This window comes from Hymenobacter siberiensis (genome assembly GCF_018967845.1).
GTDB classification, from domain to species: domain Bacteria; phylum Bacteroidota; class Bacteroidia; order Cytophagales; family Hymenobacteraceae; genus Hymenobacter; species Hymenobacter siberiensis.
Genome location: NZ_JAHLZZ010000001.1, coordinates 2,847,885 through 2,866,158, shown reverse-complemented (window position 1 = coordinate 2,866,158; position 18,274 = coordinate 2,847,885). Strand labels below are relative to the sequence as shown.

General features: G+C 62.0%; 13 protein-coding genes and 1 pseudogene. 5 read left to right on the top strand and 9 right to left on the bottom strand.

Features of this window, described 5'->3' with window-relative positions; genetic code table 11:
• Positions 1-8: 8 nt before the first annotated feature.
• The 5 genes and pseudogenes from arsS to KQ661_RS12390 form a co-directional block, all read right to left on the bottom strand.
• Positions 9-1,058 carry an arsenosugar biosynthesis radical SAM (seleno)protein ArsS gene (gene arsS / locus KQ661_RS12410; protein WP_216688645.1) on the bottom strand — a complete coding sequence of 350 codons (1,050 nt, stop codon included), beginning with the start codon at positions 1,056-1,058 and terminating at the stop codon, positions 9-11.
• A 110-nt stretch (positions 1,059-1,168) separates the two neighbouring features.
• Complete coding sequence (locus KQ661_RS12405) at positions 1,169-1,507, bottom strand: arsenosugar biosynthesis-associated peroxidase-like protein (RefSeq protein ID WP_168672718.1); 339 nt, start codon at positions 1,505-1,507, stop codon at positions 1,169-1,171.
• Between the two features lie 44 nt (positions 1,508-1,551).
• A pseudogene (locus tag KQ661_RS12400) lies at positions 1,552-2,034 on the bottom strand (heme NO-binding domain-containing protein); the annotation flags it as partial.
• Positions 2,035-2,384: 350 nt separating this feature from the next.
• The gene (locus KQ661_RS12395) at positions 2,385-3,302 is read right to left on the bottom strand and encodes an anti-sigma factor domain-containing protein (protein WP_216688643.1); all 918 of its coding nucleotides are present in this window, start codon (positions 3,300-3,302) and stop codon (positions 2,385-2,387) included.
• Between the two features lie 7 nt (positions 3,303-3,309).
• Positions 3,310-3,870 carry an RNA polymerase sigma factor gene (locus KQ661_RS12390; protein ID WP_226915545.1) on the bottom strand — a complete coding sequence of 187 codons (561 nt, stop codon included), beginning with the start codon at positions 3,868-3,870 and terminating at the stop codon, positions 3,310-3,312.
• Between the two features lie 266 nt (positions 3,871-4,136).
• On the opposite strand from KQ661_RS12390, the gene KQ661_RS12385 reads away from it, so the two are divergent.
• The gene (locus tag KQ661_RS12385; RefSeq protein ID WP_216688642.1) at positions 4,137-5,531 is read left to right on the top strand and encodes an NAD-dependent succinate-semialdehyde dehydrogenase; all 1,395 of its coding nucleotides are present in this window, start codon (positions 4,137-4,139) and stop codon (positions 5,529-5,531) included.
• Between the two features lie 95 nt (positions 5,532-5,626).
• On the opposite strand, the gene KQ661_RS12380 is transcribed toward KQ661_RS12385, so the two are convergent.
• A complete protein-coding gene (locus tag KQ661_RS12380) occupies positions 5,627-6,391 on the bottom strand; it encodes a YdcF family protein (RefSeq protein ID WP_216727174.1) in 765 nt (254 codons plus the stop codon).
• A 107-nt stretch (positions 6,392-6,498) separates the two neighbouring features.
• Positions 6,499-8,250 (bottom strand): DUF885 domain-containing protein, encoded by a 1,752-nt coding sequence (locus KQ661_RS12375; protein WP_216688640.1) that lies wholly within the window; start codon positions 8,248-8,250, stop codon positions 6,499-6,501.
• A 238-nt stretch (positions 8,251-8,488) separates the two neighbouring features.
• Here KQ661_RS12375 and aspA point away from each other — a divergent pair, with 238 nt between their 5' ends.
• The gene (gene aspA / locus KQ661_RS12370) at positions 8,489-9,895 is read left to right on the top strand and encodes an aspartate ammonia-lyase (RefSeq protein WP_216727173.1); all 1,407 of its coding nucleotides are present in this window, start codon (positions 8,489-8,491) and stop codon (positions 9,893-9,895) included.
• A gap of 194 nt (positions 9,896-10,089) precedes the next feature.
• Here aspA and KQ661_RS12365 read toward each other — a convergent pair whose 3' ends face one another.
• The gene (locus KQ661_RS12365; RefSeq protein WP_216727172.1) at positions 10,090-12,660 is read right to left on the bottom strand and encodes an alpha-amylase family glycosyl hydrolase; all 2,571 of its coding nucleotides are present in this window, start codon (positions 12,658-12,660) and stop codon (positions 10,090-10,092) included.
• Positions 12,661-12,848: 188 nt separating this feature from the next.
• On the opposite strand from KQ661_RS12365, the gene KQ661_RS12360 reads away from it, so the two are divergent.
• Together KQ661_RS12360 and KQ661_RS12355 are read left to right on the top strand one after the other, a co-directional pair.
• Complete coding sequence (locus KQ661_RS12360; RefSeq protein WP_216727171.1) at positions 12,849-13,721, top strand: alpha/beta hydrolase; 873 nt, start codon at positions 12,849-12,851, stop codon at positions 13,719-13,721.
• A 241-nt stretch (positions 13,722-13,962) separates the two neighbouring features.
• Positions 13,963-15,789, top strand: coding sequence for an SWIM zinc finger family protein (locus tag KQ661_RS12355; RefSeq protein ID WP_216727170.1), 1,827 nt, complete (start codon positions 13,963-13,965; stop codon positions 15,787-15,789).
• 154 nt (positions 15,790-15,943) lie between these two features.
• Here the strand turns inward: KQ661_RS12355 and KQ661_RS12350 are convergent, their stop codons facing one another.
• Positions 15,944-16,669 (bottom strand): Bax inhibitor-1/YccA family protein, encoded by a 726-nt coding sequence (locus KQ661_RS12350; RefSeq protein WP_216726004.1) that lies wholly within the window; start codon positions 16,667-16,669, stop codon positions 15,944-15,946.
• Between the two features lie 105 nt (positions 16,670-16,774).
• Here KQ661_RS12350 and KQ661_RS12345 point away from each other — a divergent pair, with 105 nt between their 5' ends.
• Complete coding sequence (locus KQ661_RS12345; RefSeq protein ID WP_235726970.1) at positions 16,775-18,244, top strand: DNA/RNA non-specific endonuclease; 1,470 nt, start codon at positions 16,775-16,777, stop codon at positions 18,242-18,244.
• The last annotated feature ends 30 nt before the right edge of the window (positions 18,245-18,274 follow it).

Sequence of the window (18,274 nt, the reverse complement as noted above, 5' to 3'; positions counted from 1 at the left end):
ATTTGCCACTAAGCTGTAGCCCCGCCGCAGCTGGAGCCCGCGCCGGCGGTGCAGCCATAACAGTGCTGGTTCACCACGATGTTCCGGTTTTGCAGCGCATCGAGGTCAAAATCGCGGATGTGCCGGGCCGAAGCGGTGGCAACCGGCAGGTCCAGCATCTGGTTGAAGTCGCAGTCGTAGAGCAGGCCGTCCCAGCCCACCGAGATGGTGCTGCGGCACATTACATTGGCGGCGGCTACGGGATTGTATGCCTGCACCAGCTTGTCCATGTAGCCGTCGTAGTTGCCGCTTTCAATTAAATAATCAAGAAAGCGACTAACGGGCAGGTTGGTGATAGCCAGCAGGTTATTGAAGCTCACGCCGTGGTCGCGGGTCAGGCGTTGCTTGAACTCGCGCTCCAGACTAACCTGGTTGCCGGGCAGGAATGCCCCCGACGGGTTATACACCAAATCCAGCGTCAGGCCGGAGCCTTCCACGCCGTAGCCCACGGCGTTGAGCATGTGCAGGGCCCGCATCGAGCGGTCGAACACGCCTTCGCCGCGCTGGGCGTCGGTGCGGCCGGCCGCGAAGTGCGGCAGCGACGACACCACCTGTACGCCGTGCTTGACGAAAAACTCGGGCAGGTCGTTATACTTCTTGTTGGCTACGATGATGGTCAGGTTGCAGCGCACGATAACCTGGCGGCCCAGGGCCGAAATGCCCTCCACGAACCAACGAAAGTCCGGGTTCATCTCGGGTGCGCCGCCGGTGAGGTCTACCACCTGAATATCAGTTTGAGCCAGCGCATCCAGGCACTGCTGCATGGTTTCGCGGGTCATGATTTCGGTGCGGTCGGGGCCGGCATCTACGTGGCAGTGCTTGCACACCTGGTTGCACATTTTGCCCACGTTTATTTGCATCACCTTCATTTCGGTGGGCCGCAAGGGCAGCAGGCCGGTTTCGCGCAGCTTGGCGGCGAAGGCAGGAAAGCGGGCACCCACCGTCTGCGCCGGGTTGAGGACGTCGAGCTGGTAAGTGGAATCAGCCAGCGCGTGATGCTGGGCGTGGAGAGATTTCATGAATTTAATTTACAGGAGGATATAAGGCACGATGATGCTAAGCACAAATAGGTTATCGCAAAACTGAGGCAGGCCTTTCGAACTACTTAGACAGCGCACCGCCCCAATCCTTACATCGACAGTTCTTTGGCTTTGTTCATCATCATGGTGGCGTGCACCAGCGTGGCACCGCCTTTAATGGCCGCCCCAACATGCACGGCTTCCATCATCTGGGCTTCGTCGGCCCCTTTCTGGAGCGAGTCGGCCGTGTAGGCGTCGATGCAGTACGGGCATTGCACCACATGGGCTACTGCCAGGGCAATCAGCGCTTTCTCGCGCTCGCTCAGCGCGCCTTCTTTAAATACCTCGCCGTAATAATCGAAAAACTTACGGCCCATTTCGGGCTGCCATTCGGAGATTTTTCCAAATTTAGCCAGGTCGGCCGGGTTGTAGTACGAAGCGTCGCTCATGGATTGAAAAATAAATGAAGGAAATTGAATCAGAGAAAGATAAGCTAGTACCGACGTACGTGAATCCGGACCCGCTCGCCGTCTTTGATGGTAGTAGGCATCACGTCGATGCGGTCGGCTTCGTCGTAATACGCGGCCAGGCCACGCACGATGCCCACCGCCAGCCCGCTCATGCGACGCGGCGACACGTAATCAATCATCAGCTCGTTGGGCCCGAGGCGGCTGACTGCGAGCATGGGCGGCGAATTTTCGGTGTGCTCCTGGCGCACTTGCTTGTGCATGGTTAGGTCGGTATGCTCCAGCATATCCAGCATTTTCCACTCGGGCTTGAGCAGGCGCTGATACATATACATGAGGTCGGGCACGAGGTATTCGCCAAATTTTTCGTGCAATTCCCCGGCCGAGAGGTCGGTCGTCTCGGCCGCGTGGCCCACGAGGGCATAAATATGCTCGTCGGGATAAACGGTTTTGTGGTTGAACGCTACTTTATCGAGGCCCGCAAGCTCTACCAGCTTCACCCAGGTACTGTGGTCGTACTGAGTTTACATATAGCGCTTTAGCATGGTCAGAATGGTGCCGTGCATAGACATTGAAGCTGCTTTTTTTAAGTGGCAAACAATGCCGCCTGCCAGCCCAAACGGACAGCAGGCAGCATTGTTCATTTTCGACGAACCCAGATGCTGTCTTTTTTCACTGACTGAATAGCTGATGTTACGCTGGTAACGCTTGTACCGCAAATTTCAACTGGTACATCGTTGCTGATTTCTCATCCTGAAAAACGGCTCAAAAGCATTAAACCAGCAACGAGAAACCAGCAACAAAACCAGATGCTGCACAAGTCACTATGCAACAGCAATGAAACTAAATTTGGGGCGGGCTAAATATTACCTACCACCGTCATCGTGCTCAGGGTGGGGCCGGCGCTACCGCCAGCGGGCTCAATGGTCATGGCAAAGGTTTGGGCGCTGGCAATATCCTTCATGTGCTGGAGGCCTTCGCCCGAGGCCGTGGCCACGGTGAGCACCCCGGCATCAATCGGCTTGCCATTGTCGAGGGCCCAGAGCTGGTACTGCTTGTCGGCGGGCAGCGGCGGCAGGCTGCGCACGTCTACGTACACCTTGTGGGTGGCGACATTGAACAGCACCCGGGCGTGAGCCGAGGGCGCGGTTTTGGTGCCGGCCAGAGCCACAGCGCGGAACTCGTCGTTGCGTAGCACCTGGTTTTCCTGTTGCAGCGCGCCCAGCTTCTCGTTCACGACCTGCGTGGTAGCGGCAAAGCGGGACTGGTCATTTTGCAGGGCTACCAGCTCCGAGCTGGCGTTTTTCCAGTTCGAATACAGCAGCATATTGCCGCCCAGGCTCAGCAGCAGGGCTACCGAGGCGGCAATGGCCCAACCCGAGCGGCTGGCCGACGCCTGCACGGGCGCGGAGGACATGGGCCGCACCACGGCTTCGGGCGCGGCGGCCACCGGCTGCGGAGCACTGGCTACGGGGCCGGGGCGGCTGGTGGTCTGGGCTACGGCATCCACATCGGCGCGGAGGCTGGCATTGGCAGCGGGGCCCGCAATCTGGGCCAGTACGTTGCTCAGTACCCGCTCGCGCATGGCGGCGGGGGGCGCAATGGCGTGGGCTTCGGCGTAGAAACCCAACGCTGCCTGAACCTGCTCCAGCTCGGCCCGAATGGCGGGCTGGCTGGCGGCCTGGGCTTCCACTGCCGCCTGCTCGGCGGCCGAGAGCTCGCCCAGCGCGTATTGCTCCAGGATGCCCGATTCTATATAGTCTTGGAAGTTTTCCACGGTTGGTTCAGCGAATAAGTTTGCTTAGGACTTTGATAGCGGTGCGGGCGCGGGTTTTCACCGTCCCCAAAGGGATGTTGAGCTCCTCGGCCACCTCACTTTGGGTGAAGCCCTCGAAATAGAGCATGTCGATAATCTGGCGCTGCTCAGGAATAAGCTTTTGAGTAATCTCCTGCAGGCCAATGTGCTCGGGGCGGAAGGTTGTGGGCGCGGCTTGGCGCTGCGCCGTCAAACTATCGTCCAGCCCCGTTGTTTTACTACCTACGCGGTGCTGTCGTGAGCGGATTTTATCGATGCTCAGATTCCGGCAAATGTTCAGTACCCAGGTGAAAAGCCGGCCCTTGGTGGGGTCGTAGCTGGCAAAGGCATTCCAGATTTTCACCAGGGCTTCCTGCAACACGTCCTCAGCCTCGTCCTCGGCCTTCACAATGCGGAAGATGACGCCGTAGAGCGTGGCCGAATACCGGTCGTAGAACAGCGTCATAGCCGATTGGTCGCGGGCCTGCAGGCGCCGGACCAGGTCCTCCTCGGCGGCAGGTGGGAGGGAAATTAACGAATTATCGGACACGGGAGTGACTGAAAGTGAGTAATAAAGCGGAAAGGCGGGGCCTTGCGGAGCACACGAAAATACGGTATGCCGCGTAATTGCCCGTATACGACCTTACACGGGCCGCAACTAAAGCCGGCAACCGCTATTTTGGTTGCCGCCGCCACCACAACCCACGCCAGGGCTATGATGTTGAAGAGCTACTTATCTACGGTTTGTGGCCGCCGCTTTTTGCGGCAGCAATAGCCCGTGCACACTCCTTATTTTCCTGGTTTTCTTTATTCACAATGCCCATCGAGTCCTACAACCCCTACACCAACCGCGTCCTGCGCCGCTTCACGGCCTTCAGCTGGACCAAAACCGAGCGCATTCTCGGGCAGGCCCACCGGGCGGCGACTACCTGGCCCGCCACCACGTTTGCCCACCGCGCCGGGGTGCTGCGCCGCGCCGCAGCCCTGCTGCGCGAGCGCCAGGACGAACTGGCCCGCCTCATGGCCCTGGAAATGGGCAAACCAATTGCCGACGGTCGCGCCGAGGCCCTGAAATGCGCCACCTGCTGCGACTACTACGCCGAGCACGCCGAGGAATTTCTCAGCGACGAGCTCATCAAAACCGACGCCGGCCGCAGCTTCATCAGCTACCAGCCCATTGGCGTGGTGCTGGCCGTGATGCCCTGGAATTTTCCCTTCTGGCAGGTGGTGCGCTTTGCCGCGCCGGCCCTCATGGCCGGCAATGTAGGCCTGCTCAAGCACGCCTCCAACGTGCCGCAGTGCGCCCTGGCACTGGAAAAAATATTTCACGACGCGGGCCTGCCGCCGGCCTGCTTTCGCACGCTGCTCATCGGGTCCGATTTGGTGGAGAAGCTCATTGCCGATGACCGGGTGATGGCCGTGACGCTCACGGGCAGCGAGGGCGCGGGCGCGGCCGTGGCGGCCACGGCCGGGCAGCACATCAAGAAAACCGTGCTGGAGCTGGGCGGGTCCGACCCGTTTATCGTGCTGGCCGATGCCGACGTGGCCCTGGCCGCCAAAGCCGCCTCCCAAAGCCGCATGATAAACAGCGGCCAGAGCTGCATTGCCGCTAAGCGGTTCATCGTGGAAAAAAAGGTGATTAAGGAATTCATCAGCCACCTCAAAACCCACCTGCTGGCCCTGCGCCCCGGCGACCCGCTCGACGAGGCTACCCAATACGGTCCCATGGCCCGCCCCGACCTGGCCGACGAGCTCAGCGAGCAGGTGAATGACTCGGTGGCCCAGGGTGCCAAAGTGGAGCTGTACGGCGGGCAGGCCAAGCCCGGCACGGCCCTATTCCGCCCCATGATTCTGTCGAACATCAAGCCCGGCCAGCGTGCTTACGCTGAGGAATTATTCGGCCCCGTGGCGCTGGTGCTGGAAGCCAAAAACGCCGACGATGCCGTGCGCCTCGCCAACGACTCCCGCTTCGGCCTGGGGGCCGCCGTGTGGACCGGGGACCCGAAAAAGGGCGAGGCCATGGCCCGCCAGATTGAAAGCGGGGCCGTATTTGTGAACGGCCTGGTGAAGTCGATGTCCGAAATGCCGTTTGGCGGTGTGAAGAAGTCGGGCTACGGCCGCGAACTTTCGTATTTGGGCATCCGCGAATTCGTTAACCAGAAGTCGATTTGGATTGGCAAGGAGGTGGTACCGGTAGCGAAAACGGAGTAGTATAATTCGAATATACAGAACGTCATGCTTCATCTGGCGTCCGCGCAGCCGAAGCATGACGTTCTGTGTATTCCCTTGCCAACCTCCTACTTTCGCTACAAATACCCCAACACTTTATACGTCAACCAGCCCGTAATTTCGTGCACCAGCAGGCTGATATTAACCATTGCCTCGGGGCTGGGCACCAGCCAGGCATCGGGCGATAAGCGGCGGTCGGCGCTGCGGTAGCCGGCCGGGAAGCTGATGGGGTGCAGCCCGACTTTGGCAAAGCAGCCCATGGCCCGCCGCTGGTGAAAGGCAGAGGTGACGAGAATGAGCGTATCCAACTCGGGCCGGGCCACCACCAGCTTTTGCGTGAACAGTGCGTTTTCGCGGGTGTTGCGGCTCTGGTCTTCGAGCAGAATGGCAGAGTTGGGCACACCCGCCAGGCGCAGCAGCGTGGCCAGGTCGCTGGCCTCGGTGTGGGCGGCCGTTTTTACGGTACCCGAGCCGCCGGAAATGATGATGCGGCGCACCCGGCCGGCCCGGTACAGCCACAGCGCGTTGGTGAGGCGGTCGGCCCCGGGGCCGAGATACACCCGGTCGTGGGGCGACTTGTTGACGCTGGTGATACCGGTGAGCAGCACGGCGGCATCGGCGTGGCGGGGCAGGGCGGCCAGGGCTACGGGCGGTTGCTCCCAGGCCAGCAGCAGCTCATTGGCCAGGAATGGATTGGTGCTGAGCAGCGTGAGCACCAGCGCGGCCACCAGCCAGCGCCGCTGGCGCGGCGGCCGCGCTACCAATGCCGCAATTAGCAGCGCCACCAGCCACACGGTGGGCAGCAGCGCAAAGTCGAGAACCTTCGAGAGCAGAAAAAACATGTTCAAAGGTAGCGGGCCGGCCGGCGGGCTGGTTGTAGCGCGAACTTTTCGCTTGCGAGGCTGCGAGCCAACTAATTCGCGTACTATAAGTCCGCGCTACTGCAACGCTATTTGCGCAGCATCAGCTCCCGGATGTATTTCACCGGGGCGCTGCCGTAGCTGAGGAATTTTTCGTTGAATGCCTTCAGGTCAAAGGCTTTGCCTTCTTTCTGCTTCAGCTCTTGGCGCAGGGCGCAGATTTCGGAGTAGCCGGTGAAATAGCTGCTGAGCTGCACCTGGCTGAGGGTGGCGCGCAGCCACTTGCCCCGGGCCTCGGCTTCTTCCTGGAAGCCCTCGCGGCGGAGCATGGCCACCACGGCAGCTTCGCTCATGTTTTCGGCCTGAATGGCGTGGTCGATAACGGCGTTCAGGGTCGAGCGCATGTTCCATTTGTCCCACATCAGCCACATTTCGTCGGAGTTGTTGCCGTAGCCGCTTTCCAGCATCATGCGCTCCGAATACACGGCCCAGCCCTCCACCATCGCCCCGTTGCCAAAAATGCTTTTCACCAGCGAGGGCGAGCGGTTGGCGTACACGAGCTGCGTGTAGTGGCCTGGAATAGCTTCGTGAATATTGAGAATCTGGAGGGTGTAGTCGTTGTATTCGCGCAGGTAGCTCTCGGCCTGGGCGGGCGTCCACTCGGCGGGCAGGGGCTCCACGTTGTAGTAGGTATTCGCGCCCTTGTCGTAGGGGCCGGGGGCCGATACGCTGGCGCCCGCGCCGCTGCCGCGCATGTAGAGCGGAGTTTCGCGCACCACAAGGGGCTTGCTGGGGTCCTGGGTCAATAATTTATGCTCGTTCACGAAGGCCACGAGGGTCGGAATCTGGCGCTTCACGGCATCCACGAAACCGTCGCGCGGGGCGTGCTTCAGGGTGAGCTGGTTGATGACGGCCGTGATGAGGGCCAGGGTATCGGCCGGGGCTTTCTGGCCGGGGAAATACTTGGGGTAGAGCCGGGCGGCGCGGTGGCCCATGTCGTGCAGCAGCTCGGCCTTGTGCTTCAGGGCCTGCTCATATACTTCGGCGGCGGTGAAGCGCGACTGGATGTCGTAGGCAAATTTCTGGTCGAACAGCTCCTTGCCGATGCGGAACGGGCGGAACGAGCCCTTGGTCAGCACGTCGTTTTTGAGGAAATCCATGTAGCCCTGCATGGCCTTGCTGGCGGCGGCCACGCGGTCGGTCAGTGTCTTTTTTTCGGTTTCGGTCAGGCTTGATTTCCGCACCGAATCGGCCAGCGCGGAACCGAAAACGGCCAGGCCGCCCGCGTTTTGCTTGATGCCCAATTGCGTATGCTCCTTCGTCGGGTTGCTGATGTTGGCGCGGGCGGCGGCATAGAACTCGGCCGCGTGGCTGATTTTATCTGAAATATTGCGCAGGCGGCGGTTGAGCGGGAAATAACGGCCATTGAGCAGGTCACCCACCGAGGCCCCTAGGTTGTAGGTGGCCGGGTTCCACTGCCAGTTTTTGAGGGTGTCGGCGTACCAGCGCTCGGCGCGCAGCTCGTTGCGGAGCAGGCGCAGGTCAATCTGGTTGTTGGGCGAGAGGCTATCGAGGGTGAATTTGCCCAGCGCCGCCAGGTTATTCTGGGCGAACGCAGCATCGGCCTGCCGCTGGGCGGCGTTGGGGATGAGCAGCAGCGAGTCATATTTATGGTAGCCCATGCCGGAGGCATAATCCGGATTCTGCTTCCACAGGGCTTCGATAAACTGGCCTTTGAAAGCATCGAAACGGGCATCGGGGCCGGTGGCGGTGGCCGATTTATCGGCCTGGGAACAACTGGCGAGGGCCAGGGCCAGGATGGGCAGGTAGCGGAATTTCATGGGTGGGGTTTGAACGATGAAAAAAGACCGTCATGCAGAGCGCAGCGAAGCATCTTTACCTCAATAGTAATTAGCACGAATGTAACGAAGCGGTAAAGATGCTTCGCTGCGCTCTGCATGACGTGCGACAAACCCACACACACGCAAAAAACCGCCACGTTGCAATGCGCCGCCGTAGGTTTGTCCCGCCATCCGGCCATTCCATACCAGGTCCATCGTCCCACCCCAAAATTCCCACATGTCCAATTCCCGCATCGAACACGACTTCCTCGGCGAACGCAGCCTGCCCGACACTTCTTACTACGGCATCCAGACCCTACGAGCGCTTGAAAACTTTGATATCACTGGCATTCCCATTAAGAACGAGCCGCTGTTTGTGCAGGCCCTGGCATACGTGAAAAAAGGCGCGGCACTGGCTAATAAAGAACTCGGCGTGCTGCCCGCCAACATCGCCGATGCCATTGCCGCCGCCTGTGACCGCGTGGCCACCGGCGAGTTCGACAACCAGTTCCTGACCGACATGATTCAGGGCGGCGCGGGCACCTCGGTGAACATGAACGCCAACGAAGTCATTGCGAATGTCGCGTTGGAAATCATGGGCCACGCCAAGGGCGAGTACCAGTTCTGCCATCCCAACAACCACGTCAACTGCTCGCAAAGCACCAACGACGCCTACCCCACCGCCTTCCGCATCGCCCTCAACAACAAGCTGGTGGGCTACCGCGAAACCCTGAAAATGCTGGCCGATGCCTTCGCCCAGAAGGGCGAGGAATTTCGCGACATCCTCAAAATGGGCCGAACCCAGCTCCAAGACGCCGTGCCGATGAGCATGGGCGACGAGTTCCGCGCCTTCGCCACCAACCTGCGCGAAGAGCTGCTGCGCATCGACGACTCCCGCCGGCTGATTGACGAAATCAACATGGGGGCCACCGCCATCGGCTCACGCATCAACGCCCCCAGCGGCTACCCCGAACTGGTGACCGAGCACCTGCGCACCATTACCGGCCTCAACCTGCTACTGGCCGGCGACTTGTTTGAGGCAACTTACGATACGGGCGCTTACGTGCAGCTCTCCGGCGTGCTGAAGCGTACGGCCGTGAAGCTCTCCAAAATCTGCAACGATTTGCGCCTGCTCTCCTCCGGCCCGCGCACGGGCTTCAACGAAATCAACCTCCCCGCCTTGCAGCCCGGCTCCAGCATCATGCCGGGCAAGGTGAACCCGGTGGTACCCGAGGTGGTGAACCAGACCGCGTTCTACGTCATCGGAGCCGACCTCACGGTGACTATGGCCGCCGAGGCCGGTCAGCTCCAGCTCAATGTTATGGAGCCGGTTATCAGCTTCGCGCTGTTCACCTCGATTTCTTACATGACTAACGCCTGCCGCACCCTGCGCGACAAATGCGTCATCGGCATCACGGCCAACAAGGCCCACGCGGAGAACCTAGTGCGCAACAGCATCGGCATCGTGACGCAGCTCAACCCGGTCATCGGCTACGAGGCTTCAGCCGAGATTGCCAAAGAAGCCTTGAAAACCGGCAAGTCGGTGCACGACATCGCCGTGACCGAACGCGGATTATTGACCCAGGAGAAATGGGACGAGATTTTCACGTTTGAGAATCTGATTCGACCGGTGTTTATGAAGTAGAGACGCATAATTGCGTCTCGTCGTTGAACATCAATAAATAAGAACGTCATGCCTATCTGGCGTCCGCGCAGTCGAAGCATCTCGCGTGCAATGGTAATTCTTTCGTCAAACGATTGATTTACTACCACACGCGAGATGCTTCGACTGCGCGGACGCCAGATAGGCATGACGTTCTTTTGGGTTCTCCGCCGCGCTTACCGCTCCACCACCAGCCGCTGCATAGCAACGGCAGTGCCCGATTGCACTCGCACGAAATAAGTACCCGCAGCCCAGCCACTGGTTTCCAGCGCGTAGCTACTGCCGCTGAAGCTGCACTTTTGCAGTAGCCGGCCGGTGAGGTCGAATACCTGCAGCTGGCTTTGGGCGGCCGGGGCGACTGCCAAGACCAGGCGCACCGCGCCGGCCGTGGGGTTCGGGTAGAGCGTTACGGCGAAGGCGGGCTGGGCGCTGGCCGTGCCGGTGGCCGTGGTGGAGCGCAGGCGCAGTACCCAGGTCTGATTAGCGGCCAGGGCCGGCAGCGTCGTGGTAAAGCTGCTGAAACCGCCCTGGGCGTTCACCGTGACGGTGCCGGCGGCCAGGCCGCTGTACAGTTCGGTTACCTGGTAGGTGCCGGGGGCAAGCGTGGACATAGTGAGCGAAAGCGTGGAGCTGGTTACCGCCGTGCTGCCCAGGTTGGCGGCAATCAGCGTGGCTTCCTGATTGAAAACGCGGGCGTAGGCCAGTACTGACGCGGCCGACGAGATGGCGGGCAGGTAGTAGCCCTTGCGCAGGGTTTCGTTGGCCGTGCGCAGGCCAATGAGCTTCTTGTAGTGACTGAGTAGCGAGTTGGCATCGGCCTGCTCTGTGGCTACGTTGTAGGTGCTGTAGTTGGAGTTGATGGTACGCCAGGGCGTGCCGGCGGTGAAGCCCGACTGGATGCCGGCCGACCACTGCATGGGGCGGCGCTTGTCCTCGTCGGGACCGGTGCCGGCCATGCCCACTTCCTCACCGTAATAGAGGAAGGGCACGCCGGGCATGGTGAGGTAGAGCGCGGCCGCCTGCTTCATGCGGGCCACGTTGCTGCCCAAGCCGTCGAACACGCGGTTCTGGTCATGATTGGTGAGGAAGGTGGCGTACTGCAGGCGCGGGTAGAGGCTGGTGACGACGTTGAGCTGGGTGCGCAGCGCGTTGGGGTTGCCCTGGCTCACGGCCCCGATAATGCTGCTGGCCAAGTCGAATTCAAAACAAAGGTCGAGCCGGCGATTGCTGACGTAGGGTATCACGGCGCTGGTGTTGGTCCAGGCCTCGCCCACCGATAGCGCGGCGGGGTTCACGGCCTTCAGCGAGTCGTGAAACTCTCCCAGAATACCAAGGGTTTCGGGCGTATCGGCCGTGTTACTGCCGGTTTCCACCAGGTAGCGCACGGCATCGAGCCGGAAGCCGTCCACGCCCTTGCGCAGCCAGAACCGGTCGGCGTCCCACATGGCAGCCTTCAGCTGCGGGTTGCGCCAGTTCAAATCGGGCATGCCTTCCCAAAATGCGCCGTAGAAATAATTGCCGTTGCGCGGGTGCCAGCCGCTGCCGCCAAATGGCCCGTAGCCCAAGTCGGTGGGCGACCACAAATACCAGTTGCGGTAGGGGCTGGTGGTGCTGGCCGCCGCCTGCGTGAACCACGGATGCTGGCTGGACGAGTGGTTAAGCACCATGTCTAATATCACCTTGATGCCGCGCCGGTGGGCGGCGGCCAGGAAGGCATCGAAGTCGACCATGGTACCGTAATCGGGCTCCACGGCCTTGTAGTCGCTAATGTCGTAGCCGTGGTAGCTGGGCGAATCCATGATGGGCATCAGCCAGAGGCCGGTCACGCCCAGGTCGGTGGTGGTGGCGGGGTTGCCGTCGTTGAGGTAGTCGAGTTTCTGGGTAAGGCCGGCGAAGTCGCCCTTGCCGTCGCCGTTGCTGTCATAAAAGCTGCGCACGAAGACTTCGTAGAACACGGCATCGTTCCACCAATACGTGGGATAATTGGTGAGCGTGGCCCCATTGCAGGCCGCGCAGGTGCCGAAGCAGTAGCTGGGCGTGGTGTTCACGGCGGCCGTGGCGCTCACCACGCGGGTGAGGGTGCCGGTGGCATCGGCGGTGCCGCAGGCGGCGGGCACGGTTTCGGCCCCGGCCAGGGTGTTGCCGTTCACGAAGCGGTACTGGAACATGCCAGGGGCCGGCAGCGAAATCGTCACCTCATAAATACCGTCGTTGTTATCATCGGTCAGCGGCAGCGCGGTGGCGTCGTTATTCGCGCCGTAGCCGGCCAGGGCCTGGAAGTTGCCCACAACGTGCACGCCGGTGCGGGCCACAGTCTGGCCGGTCATGTCCACGGCAAAGCGCAGCTGCGGGGCGCAGTCGGCGAAGGCCACGATGGGCAGGCGCACGGCCGAGCCGGCCACTACTACCTGCCGGTTCACGTTGCCGCCGCCGTCGGTGATGCCGCAGGTGGCGGGCACCAATTCGGAAACGCCCCAGGCGTTGCCGTTCACGAATTTGTAGAGGTAGGTACCGGGTGGCACGTTAACGGTGGCTTCCCAGACGTGGTCGCCGTCGGGGTCGGTCAGGGCGGTGGTAGCGGGGTTCCAGTCGGCCGGAAAGCCGGCAGCGGCCTGGAAATTACCGGCTACGTGCACGCCACCAGCGGGCACAGCCGTGGTGCCCATATCAACCCGAAAGGTGAGCTGATTCGCCTGGGCGCTACCCATACCGACCAGCAGGGCAATAAGTAGTAAGCGGAATTTCATTATGCTATTTGCTAAAAATCGAGGGGTAAAGTTACGCCCGCTGATGAGTGCCCGTTATGCCGAGCGCAGCTGAGGCATTGCGCATGCGGTAGTAATCATTTTAGCCAACGATTGAATTACTATTGCAAGCGAGATGCCTCGCCTGCGCGCGGCATGACGTTCCTTTTTTCCCTTCATCCACTCCACCCATGCGTTCCCTCCTAATGGCCCTGCTCCTGCTGGCCACCGCCACTGCGGCCCGCGCCGCTCGCGTCGATACCCTGGATATTCCGAGTGCGGCCATGCACAAAACCTACCGGGCCGCCGTGGTGCTCCCGGCTTCCTACGCGAAGAATAAAAAGGCGAATTACCCGGTACTCTACCTGCTGCACGGGGCATGGGGCCATTTTGGCGACTGGCTGAACAAGACACCCGACAAGCAGCTGCTGCACCGCCTGGCCGACCAGTACAACCTGATTATCGTGAACCCCGAGGGCGAAACCTTCAGCTTCTACCTCAACAGTCCCGTGAGCCCCAATAGCCAGTTCGAAACCTACCTGACCCAGGAAGTCATCCCGAAAATCGACCAGACCTACCGCACCGTGGCCAACCGCAAGGGCCGCGTCATCGCCGGCCTGAGCATGGGCGGACACGGCGCACTCTTCCTCTCGGCCCGCCACCCCGACCTGTATTGCGCCGCCGGCAGCATGAGCGGCACCCTCGACCTGCGCACCTGGAACCGCAAGCTGGCACCCGCCGAGGCCGCCGACCGCGCCAGACTCTGGGCCCCCATCCTCGGCTCCGAAGCCGATAATCCCGAGCGGTTCGCCGACAATTCAGTGCTGACCCTGGTCGAACAAATGCACCGCAACGGCCTGCCCCTCATCATCGATTGCGGAGTAGATGATGGCCTCATCGACATCAACCGCGAGCTGCACCGCCGCCTCGTGTACAACCACACCCCGCACGACTACACCGAGCGCCCCGGGGCCCACACCTGGGAATACTGGCAGACCGCGCTGCCCTACCAGGTGCTATTTTTGCAACAGGTACTGAAAGCCAATGGAGCAGCCGTTGAGTAGCTGCTGGTTGAAGCTATTTAGAGAGTCAGTCTGCCGATGTAGCGACGCATCCTTGCGTTTCGTCGTTGAACAATAACGGCGGGTTTCGTTCAGCGACGAGACGCAAGGATGCGTCGCTACGCTGTTTTGCAAATAGCCACAACCAGCAACCATGACGCTTGCTACACTGGCAACTGCGTAATAGCAGTGCCACCCCGCCAAGCTAATTTTGCGACCCTCACGACCCAGCCACGCCCCTGCCATGTTTACCCGTCAATCCCTACGCCAGCTGGCCAACGCCACCAGCTACACTCGCGGCCAGAGCTATTACAACAACGGCTCCGTAACCAAGCTGCGCCGCGAGGGCGATACCTTCCACGCCGTGGTGCAGGGCAGCCGCAGCTACCGCGTGACGCTGCGCCTGGCCCCGGCCGGACCGGAATGTACCTGCACCTGCCCTTACGATTGGGACGGCATCTGCAAGCACAGCGTGGCCCTGGGCCTGGCCGTGCTCGACGGCTACCAGGCCACGGACCTGCAGCCCGCCCCGCCCGCGCTAGCGCCGGCTGCGGCGAGCGAGCTGGCCACCGAGGTGAAAGCCGCCTGGGCCGAACGCAAGAAGGGCGACAAGCTACGCTTCCTCAAGCAGGCCCTGGCCAAGAGCGACGACCTGGCCCGGCAGTTTCTGGGCTACGGCCGCCAGCCCGTAGTCGCGTCCGACGAGGACCTGCTCGCCGACCTGCCCGCCCGCCTCACCGAGACGTTGGAAACGCTGGAATTCGACGAGGAGCTGTGGGAAAACAGCGAGAGCTACTACGAGGACGATGAAGGCGAAGGCCTGCAGGAAGCCGCCGATGAACTGCTGCGCGAAACGCTGGCTCCCTTCGTGGCCGAGCTGCTGCGGGTGGCCCGCGCCGGCCAGCTCACCACCGCCCTGCGCTACTGGACCACGGCCAATGTCGCCATCTACCAGCTTGATGAGCCGGCCAGCGACGACTACGGCACCTTCGGCCACTACGGCACCGACGTGCTGCGGCGCTGGTACGACGACCTGGCCACTGCCGGCTGGCCCACCGTGCTGCTGGCAGCCGTGCTGCCCCCCGCCGAGCTCAAAGCCGCCCTGAAGTGGCTGGGTCAGCACCTAGCCAACCCCGCCGATACCTGGGACGGTTTCGAGGACAGCTGGCGGCCCCTGCTGCTGACCCTGGCCGCCGACCCCGCCGCCGCGCCCCTGCTTAATGAGGCGCTAGCCAAAGCCCTGCTGAGCCCCGATACCCGCGCCCACCTGCACCTCCAGCTGGCCCGTACCCTGCCCAACGACGCGGCCTGGGCCCAGGCTGCCGAAACCCTGCTACCCACCGACCCCGCCGTGGCCCAGCAGCTGCTCCACTTTTACCTTACCCAGGCCGACCGGCCCCGGCTGCTGCGCGCCGCCACCACGGCCTTCACCACCTGGCCCGACCGTTTCGGCGGCTTCGTGCTGGGCACCTTCACGGCCGCCCAGGCCCCCGACCTGTTCCGGGCCGCCCTGCGCCACCGCGCCCTGGCCAACTCCAGCCGGGAAGATTTTGCCCGCCTGCGACCGTTGCTCACACCGGCCGCCATTCAGGCTTTCGTGCGGGAGGCCGTGGCCGCCGCCCAAAAGCGGCGCGGCAGCGTAGCCTTCGCCGCCGAACTGCTGGCCACCGAAACCGACACTGCCGCCCTGCGCGAGTTCGTGCTGGGCCTCGAATGGCTATTCATCAGCCCCGCTCAGGAGATGGAGACTGCCCTTGCCCTGCTGGCTGCCGCCGACCCCACCGCCCTCATGGTGGCGCTTGAAACCCACAGCCGCGCCTACCTCAACGGCCACGCCGGGGCCAAGCGCGGCGGCCCGCTCTACGGGGCCATTGGCCGCTGGCTGGCCCTGGCCCACGCCGCCAGCCCGCGCCTTGTGGAGCCGGCCCTGCGCCTGGCCCAAGAGCTGCGCGAGGAATTCCCCACGCTGAACATGCTCAAAGACGCACTGCGCCAGCAGAAGCTGTTGCCGGATAAGGCCGTAGTAGCCAAAGAGCCTGCCAAGCGCGGCCGCAAGCCAAACCCGAAGTAGCCTGGGGACTGTAAGTCGGCGCCTTGGTATACCGTTGTTATCTAACGCTTTTACAACAGTACAGCTCCTTCCGCGAGCCCACTTCGGTAAGTGGATTTGCAGAAGGAGCCGTTGCGCAAGGGTACTCGCGAACTTCCGAAAGTTGTATTTGCGCCTACCGCCGCCGGCCAAAAATGCGCAGCAAAAACAGGAACAGGTTCACGAAATCGAGGTATAGCGTGAGCGCACCCAGGATGGACGCCTTGTTGCTCGTTTCCTCGCCTTCCGTCACGCCCAGCAGCGCCAGCTGCTTCAGCTTTTGGGTATCGTAGGCGGTGAGGGCGGTGAAAATCAGCACCCCGATGAAGGAAGTTACGATTTCCAGCACCGAGTTGTTGAGGAAAATATTAACCACCATGGCAATGACCAGCCCGATAACGGCCATGCTCAGGAGCTTGCCCCAGCCCGACAAATCGGCTTTGGTGAAATAGCCAAAGAGGCTCATCACCCCAAACGTGCCCGCCGTAACGAAGAACGTGGAGGCGATGGACGCGGAAGTGTAGGCCAAAAATACGCAGCTCAGCGTCACGCCATTCAGCACGGCGTAGCCCACGAAAGCGGCCTGCACCTTGCCCAGGCTCCAGTCGAAAATGCGGGCCGAAAGAAAGCCCACGATGACCAGCTCCAGAATAATCAGCCCCATAAACACGAAACGGGTGCCGAAAACGAAGTTTATCAGTTCCGGCGACGTGGAGGCAAACATGGCGATGCCGCCCGTGAGGCCCAGGCCGGCGGCCATCCAGCCATACACCTGCGCAAAAAAGCGGGATTGGATTTCGGCGGCTTCTTCGGCCGAGATTTGAATTTGTCGGGGCTGTGGCGTGAATTGATTGTCTTCCATAAAAAGGATGAGGCAAAAAGGTGGAAAGCTGAATAAGCGAGGCGAAGCTACGCACTGGTTTTCCACGAAGCCCGCCGGGGCCGAGCCGGCGCATATCTTCGCCTCATGCACGCTTCCGCTTACCTCACCCTCGCCACATTTGGCCTCCTGGCCTGCTCCCAGCAGCCCCCCGAAACGGCCACTGCCACCCGCGCCCCGCAAGCCTCCACCGCCCAGCAGCCCGCCCCCGCTCCGTTCCCCGAAACCTTCGAGGCCGGCAGCAAGGGCGCGTATGAGGAAGCTGATGAGCCACTGGCTACCGGGGTCTGGCATTTTCAAGACGCCCTCATCGGCAGCAGCCCGCAGGACCATAAATCCGGTGAGCGGGCAGCCCGCCTGCGCAACCTAGGCCGCCTGTCCATGCGCTTCGATGCCGCGGCCGGCGTGCGCCGCATCACTATTTCGGCCGCCGCCTACGGCCAGGACGGCCCCAGCACCTGGGAGCTTTGGGTGAGCCGCGACGGTGGCCGCACCTACGCCCGCACCGGTGCGCCCGTAGTCACGAGCGGCCCGGGCCTTGAGCCGCACGTATTCGCGGGGCTGGCCAATGAGCCGCTGCGTCTGGAAATTCGCAAGACCAGCGGCCCGAAGAACCGGCTCGATATCGACGACATCGTGCTCGAAACCGCCGCTGGCCCCGCTGTGGCCTTGGGTACTGGAGCCACAGGCGGCTACTTCGAAAACCGGAACAACCCGCAGACTCCTGCCACTTCGGCACCTGCTCCCACGCAGTACCCGACCGGCGCTGGTACGGGCACGGCCCAGGACCCCAACGATGCCAACCTGACCCTCGGCAACCCCAGCGGGGCAACATCCGACCCCGCCAACGCCAGCAACTACCTGCTCGTGCACCCCGAATTCACCATTGGCTACAACGCCCCGCGCGGCATCCCCACCTGGGTAAGCTGGCATATCGACAAGGCCGACCTCGGCCAATCGCCCCGCCAGAACAATTTCCGCCCCGATGCCGCCCTACCCCGCCAGTTTTACCAGGTCTCGCCCGCCAGCTACGCCCGCTCCGGCTTCGACAAAGGCCACAACTGCCCCAGCGGCGACCGCACCGCCGACCTCGACGCCAACGCCAACACCTTCCTGATGACCAATATGGTGCCCCAGGCCCCCAAAAACAACCAGCAAACCTGGGCCCACCTTGAGGAATACGGCCGCTCGCAAATCCAGCGCGGCCAGGAAATCTACGTCATCATGGGCTGCTACGGACGCGGCGGCACTGGTGCCAACGGCTTCGTGCAAACCCTAGACCAGGGCCGCGTGACGGTACCGGCCCGCATCTGGAAAATCATGGTGATTCTACCTGACGGCACCAACGACCTCCAGCGCATCGCCACCGACCCCACGGTCCGCATCCTAGCCATCGACACGCCCAACGACAACAACACCGTAAGCCCCGATTGGAAGCAATACCTCACGTCGGTGGATAAAATCGAAGCCGCCACCGGCCTCGATTTATTGAGTGCCCTGCCCCGCGACGCCCAGGCCCGCCTGCAAAAGCTGGTGGACACCGGCCGGGCCGAATAGCTGTAGCGCGGACTCTACGAGTCTGCGGAT

Bases quoted from the DNA above. Each gene is read 5' to 3' on its own strand.
- KQ661_RS12375 (WP_216688640.1), bottom strand. From the start codon at position 8,250: ATGAAATTCCGCTACCTGCCCATCCTGGCCCTGGCCCTCGCCAGTTGT.
- KQ661_RS12345 (WP_235726970.1), top strand. From the start codon at position 16,775: ATGCACGCTTCCGCTTACCTCACCCTCGCCACATTTGGCCTCCTGGCC.
- KQ661_RS12380 (WP_216727174.1), bottom strand. From the start codon at position 6,391: ATGTTTTTTCTGCTCTCGAAGGTTCTCGACTTTGCGCTGCTGCCCACC.
- KQ661_RS12365 (WP_216727172.1), bottom strand. From the start codon at position 12,660: ATGAAATTCCGCTTACTACTTATTGCCCTGCTGGTCGGTATGGGTAGC.
- aspA (WP_216727173.1), top strand. From the start codon at position 8,489: ATGTCCAATTCCCGCATCGAACACGACTTCCTCGGCGAACGCAGCCTG.
- arsS (WP_216688645.1), bottom strand. From the start codon at position 1,058: ATGAAATCTCTCCACGCCCAGCATCACGCGCTGGCTGATTCCACTTAC.
- KQ661_RS12360 (WP_216727171.1), top strand. From the start codon at position 12,849: ATGCGTTCCCTCCTAATGGCCCTGCTCCTGCTGGCCACCGCCACTGCG.
- KQ661_RS12355 (WP_216727170.1), top strand. From the start codon at position 13,963: ATGTTTACCCGTCAATCCCTACGCCAGCTGGCCAACGCCACCAGCTAC.
- KQ661_RS12405 (WP_168672718.1), bottom strand. From the start codon at position 1,507: ATGAGCGACGCTTCGTACTACAACCCGGCCGACCTGGCTAAATTTGGA.
- KQ661_RS12385 (WP_216688642.1), top strand. From the start codon at position 4,137: ATGCCCATCGAGTCCTACAACCCCTACACCAACCGCGTCCTGCGCCGC.
- KQ661_RS12350 (WP_216726004.1), bottom strand. From the start codon at position 16,669: ATGGAAGACAATCAATTCACGCCACAGCCCCGACAAATTCAAATCTCG.